The sequence below is a fragment of the Bacillus sp. JJ1503 genome (assembly GCF_036965125.1).
In the GTDB taxonomy this organism is placed as follows: domain Bacteria; phylum Bacillota; class Bacilli; order Bacillales; family Cytobacillaceae; genus Cytobacillus.
Genome location: NZ_JBALOZ010000222.1, coordinates 17,880 through 23,030 on the forward strand (window position 1 = coordinate 17,880; position 5,151 = coordinate 23,030).

The window sequence follows — 5,151 nt, forward strand, 5'->3', positions numbered from 1 at the left end:
GCTCCCTCACAAATGCTATTTTCCACTATCCTTCTCAATTTCAATTTTCGAAATGGATTCACTTTGATGGAACAATAACGAACCAATAAAAAAGCCCCCATGCTAGGCTGCCTATTAAGAATAAAACGAAAAGAAGCCAATTATTTTTCTTCATATACCCTAAGTTGCCCCTCCTAAAGAAATCTAAAAAACTATGGACAACTTCATTTTACACGATAGAGAACATTATTTCCATGCCACATACTGAAAATAAAGTAAAGCTGCCTTTAAATGGCAGCTTTAATTATTTATTAATTTTTTGTTTAATTGAAAGATCCATTCTAATTAAATCCTCATATGTTTCCCGTTTCACAACAAGCTTCGCTTCCCCATTCTCGACAAATACAACAGCAGGTCTTGGGAGACGATTATAGTTATTAGCCATAGCATACCCATAAGCACCTGTACAAAATACAGCTAATAAATCATCACTATCAGATTTTGGAAGAGGTAAATCCCAAATAAGCATGTCACCTGATTCACAACACTTCCCTGCAATTGATACAGTTTCCTCTGTTTTTTCATGTACCCTATTAGCTAACACGGCCTCATATTTCGCCTGATATAGAGCAGGTCGAATATTATCGCTCATCCCGCCATCTACTGCCACATATTGACGAACATTTGGGACTTCTTTTCTTGATCCAATTTTGTAAAGAGTAGTTCCAGCATCCCCAACTAAAGATCTTCCCGGCTCAATCCATATTTCAGGCATCTTCATGGAATAATTTTCTGCCTGCTTTTTCACTTCTTCAATAATTTCGGCTACATATTGGGCCGCTGGCAGAGGCTTGTCCTCATCCGTATAGCGAATCCCGAATCCGCCTCCTAAGTTTAAAACCTTAGACTCATAGGAGAAGGCTTCCTTCCAATCATGCAGTTTTTCAAAAAGCTTCTTAGCCGCTAAAATAAAGCCTGTTGTTTCAAATATTTGCGACCCGATATGACAATGAAGTCCAAGTACTTCTATTCTCTCAAATTGAAGCGCCATATTAAGAGCCTTTTCTGCTTGCCCATTTTGCAAATCAAAACCAAATTTCGAATCTGCTTGACCTGTTAAAATATAATCATGGGTATGTGCTTCTATCCCTGGGGTTACTCTTAATAATATTTTTGTGTCCATTTTCAATAATTCGCAAAGGGAATTTAATAATTCCAGCTCATAAAAGTTATCAACAACTATACAGCCGATCTCGTGCTTCAGTGCCATTTCAAGTTCTTCTTTGCTTTTATTATTTCCGTGAAAATGAATACGCTCTCTCGGAAAATCAGCTGCCAAAGCTGTATATAATTCACCGCCTGAAACAACATCTAATGATAGACCTTCTTCCTCTGCAAGCTGAACCATCGCAATAGTTGAAAAGGCCTTGCTAGCATAAGCAACCTGAGCAGGTACTTTTAAGTTTTCGAATGTTTGCTTAAAGCCCCTTGCCCGCTCTCTTATTAACGATACATCATAAATATATAATGGTGTTCCATATTTCTCAGCAAGTTCAACCGTGTCTACTCCGCCTATTTCAAGATGACCCTTAGTATTAACCTTTGATGTGCCATGTAAATACATAATTTCCCCTCTTCCTAAAAGCACAGCTGTATACATGCCTTAGATATTATTTTATTCACTTACAACGAGGCTTGATAATCATATCCGCCATTCTCTTCTTTTTTAGCTTTAGCATCATTCTTTAGAAATATATAGACAGAATTCTACATGAGAAACTGTCTTTTTTAATATCCTATTGGAAATATTACAAATACTTTAACATAAATACAAGCTAATCACAATCGCAATGACTAGGCCGCTTTATTATTTTTTCGCAGATTTGTTCAACTTTTAACAGTGGGGGATGAAGGCCGACTAAGTTCGCCACTGCCTAATGTCTTCGTTAGCACTTACACACCTAATGCATCGGAACTCCCACCACTGATTGAAGTTTCACTTTATTACTGCCTAACACGATCCCTAGGGCGGTTAATACTTGGACGAAGCTTCGATCCTGGTACCGCCCTGCGAACAATAATCTGCAGTAGTGCTTTTGGATAAAATGGAATGAATGGCCATAAATAAGGTGTATTCAGCGGCTTTTTGCTTGCAAGCCAAATGATGAATAATGTAATTGAGACGATTAATCCTGGTCCATGGAAAATGGCTACCGCGATTAATAAACAAAGCCTTGTTATTTTATTGGCAATACTTAATTCGTAACTTGGAGTCGTATAGGTTCCAATGGCTGCTAATGATACATAAAGGATTACTTCTGGGACAAATAATCCAACATCAATCGCAATTTGCCCAATCAACACAGCGGCAATTAATCCCATGGCCGTGGCAAGTGGGGTCGGTGTATGTATAGCTGCCATCCGTAGAATCTCTATACCAAAATCAGCTAGAAATATTTGTACGATAATCGGAACGTTTGTTTTTTCATTTGGCCCAATAAATGAAAGACTTTCCGGCAAAAGTGACGGCTCCAAAGCAAATAAAAACCATAGCGGTAACAGAAACAAGGAGGAAAATATGCCAATAAAGCGCATCCAGCGTTCAAAAGTCCCAACAGCGGGTGACTGTCTATATTCTTCCGCATGCTGCATATGATAGAAATACGTTGTCGGTGTGATAATGACACTTGGTGATGTATCCACATATACGAGAACATGACCTTCGAGTAAATGTGTTGCAGCAACATCTGCTCGTTCTGTATAACGAACATACGGGAAAGGATCATATCCTTGTTTGAAAAGAAATTCTTCTACTGTTTTATCAGCCATCGGGATCCCATCAATTTTTATATTTTCAATTTCCTTCCTGATTATATTAATTAAATCAGGGTCGGCAATATCTCTAATATACCCGATGGCAACATCTGTTTTGGACCTTTCACCAACAGCTGTAATTTCAAAGCGAAGTCTTTCATCTTTAATCCTTCTTCTTGTTAAGGCTGTATTCAAAATAATGTTCTCGACAAAACCATCCCGAGATCCGCGGATGACCTTTTCTGTATCCGGTTCTTGCGGTGACCTCCCTGGATAGCTGCGAACATCAACGACAAATGCGGTCATTTCTCCCTCAATGACAACAACAATTAATCCAGATAGTACTTGATCTACAAGTTCATCCATTGTCTTTATTTTTTCTACAGCATCATGGACTAGGCGGTTTTCAACAATTTCAAAAATTTTTGAGGATTGTTTTTCATGATCATTAATCTCAACTAGTTCTTCGATTAATTGAACGATGATCAGTGAGTCGGTTAAGCCATTTACATAATACAAATGCACATCTTTGCGAAGAATTTTCAGCTTTCTTATCCCTAAATCGAAGCTTACACCGAGCCCAATTCGTTCTTCCATATATTTTTCAATTTTATCTAATGATTCAGGAATAGGCATTTTATTCTGCATCTTGTTGTCTGACACGATAACCGCTCCTTTCCATAATAAGCTCAATAGCTTTCCTCGTTATTGGAGACCCTTTATCAAGGTCATCCATTTTTGCCATTTTTCCAATATCTCCAATTCCAACAATGATTGGAACATTTAGTTCATCAAGGCAATAAACAGTGTCACCATTTAGCCTGCCAATATCCATTTCAGGCAGCCCATATTTGTCCACACCATATGGAGTTAATCCCCCTTCTCGGTCAATGCAGACATTTACTCTCGTCCATTCAGCCTGCCTCGTCTTGGCTGCAACCGCAACAATTCCCAACACCTCAATATCTTCATGGCAAGCTACATACTTTAAGGCCTTTTCTCCCGCTCCTTCTCCTTCGAAGCCACTATCATCAAACATAACTATAACTGGATCATGAGAAGCTTTTTTTATCAGTTTAACGATTGCAGGACCACTTAATACTGTGGGATTCCCGTGGGATAATGAGATGCATCTTCCGCCTATTTCCTTTGCCACATATTCAATAGACCTTCTAGCATAGTCATCCCCATCTGTTACTAAAATCACGCTTCTCCTATCATCCATATTTATTGTTCCTTTCATTGTGGTATGGTCTATTATTTATCAACAAAATACACCCATTGATATAAGGACCCAAAGATCTTCCCGAAAACAATCGCCATTAATAAAATGACAATTTGTCCGTCAACTCCAATTCTTTTTGCAAGAATTGGGAGTACATTTAATACTTCTGTTAACGCTGCGGCAACCATTCCTACAAATACGCCTGAGGCTAAACCAATGGGTAATAAAAGGTACGGAGTAAGGGTTAAAATGGGGTCCCATAAAGTAGCCGCTGCACCAATAACAGCCCCTAACACAATTGCCCACTCATAAAAACGTACCATTTTCATCGTTTTAGTAAGCTGTGTCAGTCTTGGGATAATGCCAAATACAGTTAAAAACGCTACGAAGCCTGAGCCTACTGCTAAACCACCGGCAAGTCCAATAAAAACAACTATAATCACATTAATGGTCGTCAATATTTTTCATACTTTCTTTGTTTTGATGCATAGATATATAGTTGTCTAAATCCATTTGATAATTAAACATCTCCACTTCCAGCGGGCTCGGTTCATCATTTAGACGCTTTTTAAATAAATGGTTAAAAAAAAGAATCATTCCTGCACCTAAACCAATCGAATATGGAATTTGGAAAATTAACGGCTTTGAATCGACTTCCCCAGTCATTATCGTATAAATCCGCTGCTGAACAATCTGCATGCTTACATCCTCATGGAAATTCATGATTGTCAATGCAGCACCGAAAAATAATAAGAGCCAAACAATAAAAAATAGCGGAATGGAAATCTTTCGTTTTTTTGCAATCACTTCAACGATTACTTGTGATGGCCCTACTGTTTGAATCTCAACTTCAGGATGTTGTTTAATGATCTCCCGGATTACTTTCATTACATCTACTACGATCATATTTTGATCCTTTTCACTCACCTCATAAACTTTTAAATTTCTTAATTGGGCGTAAATCTGTTCATCGGCAATGATCTGCGCAATGTCCTTTACAAAAATGGAGGCTCGCGGTCGAACTTGCAATCGATGTCTCAATCGAATATAAACCGTTTGTTCCATTTTTCTCACTTCCTACATATAAATTTCCTTATATATGTAGTATGAGTTACATATATTGACTTCATGAT

Annotated in this window: 5 protein-coding genes; all 5 read right to left on the reverse strand. The window is 38.1% G+C overall.

The features are described 5' to 3' along the window. Nucleotides 1-283: 283 nt before the first annotated feature. On the reverse strand, nt 284-1,603 hold the full coding sequence (gene lysA, locus V7149_RS16695; protein WP_335346737.1) for a diaminopimelate decarboxylase: 1,320 nt from the start codon (nt 1,601-1,603) through the stop codon (nt 284-286). Between the two features lie 380 nt (nt 1,604-1,983). Beyond that, complete coding sequence (locus V7149_RS16700; RefSeq protein WP_335346742.1) at nt 1,984-3,441, reverse strand: spore germination protein; 1,458 nt, start codon at nt 3,439-3,441, stop codon at nt 1,984-1,986. Then, the gene (locus V7149_RS16705) at nt 3,431-4,018 is read right to left on the reverse strand and encodes a stage V sporulation protein AE (RefSeq protein ID WP_335346738.1); all 588 of its coding nucleotides are present in this window, start codon (nt 4,016-4,018) and stop codon (nt 3,431-3,433) included. Before V7149_RS16705 ends, V7149_RS16700 begins: the two co-directional genes overlap by 11 nt. A gap of 32 nt (nt 4,019-4,050) precedes the next feature. Continuing rightward, complete coding sequence (locus V7149_RS16710; protein WP_335346739.1) at nt 4,051-4,476, reverse strand: stage V sporulation protein AB; 426 nt, start codon at nt 4,474-4,476, stop codon at nt 4,051-4,053. Further along, nucleotides 4,463-5,083: a stage V sporulation protein AA gene (locus tag V7149_RS16715; RefSeq protein ID WP_335346740.1), complete on the reverse strand. Its 621-nt coding sequence runs from the start codon at nt 5,081-5,083 to the stop codon at nt 4,463-4,465. The genes V7149_RS16710 and V7149_RS16715 overlap by 14 nt, the downstream gene beginning before the upstream one ends. Nucleotides 5,084-5,151: the final 68 nt, after the last annotated feature.

Excerpts from the sequence above, each read along its gene's own strand:
- lysA (WP_335346737.1), bottom strand. The coding sequence starts at position 1,603 with ATGTATTTACATGGCACATCAAAGGTTAATACTAAGGGTCATCTTGAA.
- V7149_RS16700 (WP_335346742.1), bottom strand. The coding sequence starts at position 3,441 with ATGCAGAATAAAATGCCTATTCCTGAATCATTAGATAAAATTGAAAAA.
- V7149_RS16705 (WP_335346738.1), bottom strand. The coding sequence starts at position 4,018 with ATGGATGATAGGAGAAGCGTGATTTTAGTAACAGATGGGGATGACTAT.
- V7149_RS16715 (WP_335346740.1), bottom strand. The coding sequence starts at position 5,083 with ATGGAACAAACGGTTTATATTCGATTGAGACATCGATTGCAAGTTCGA.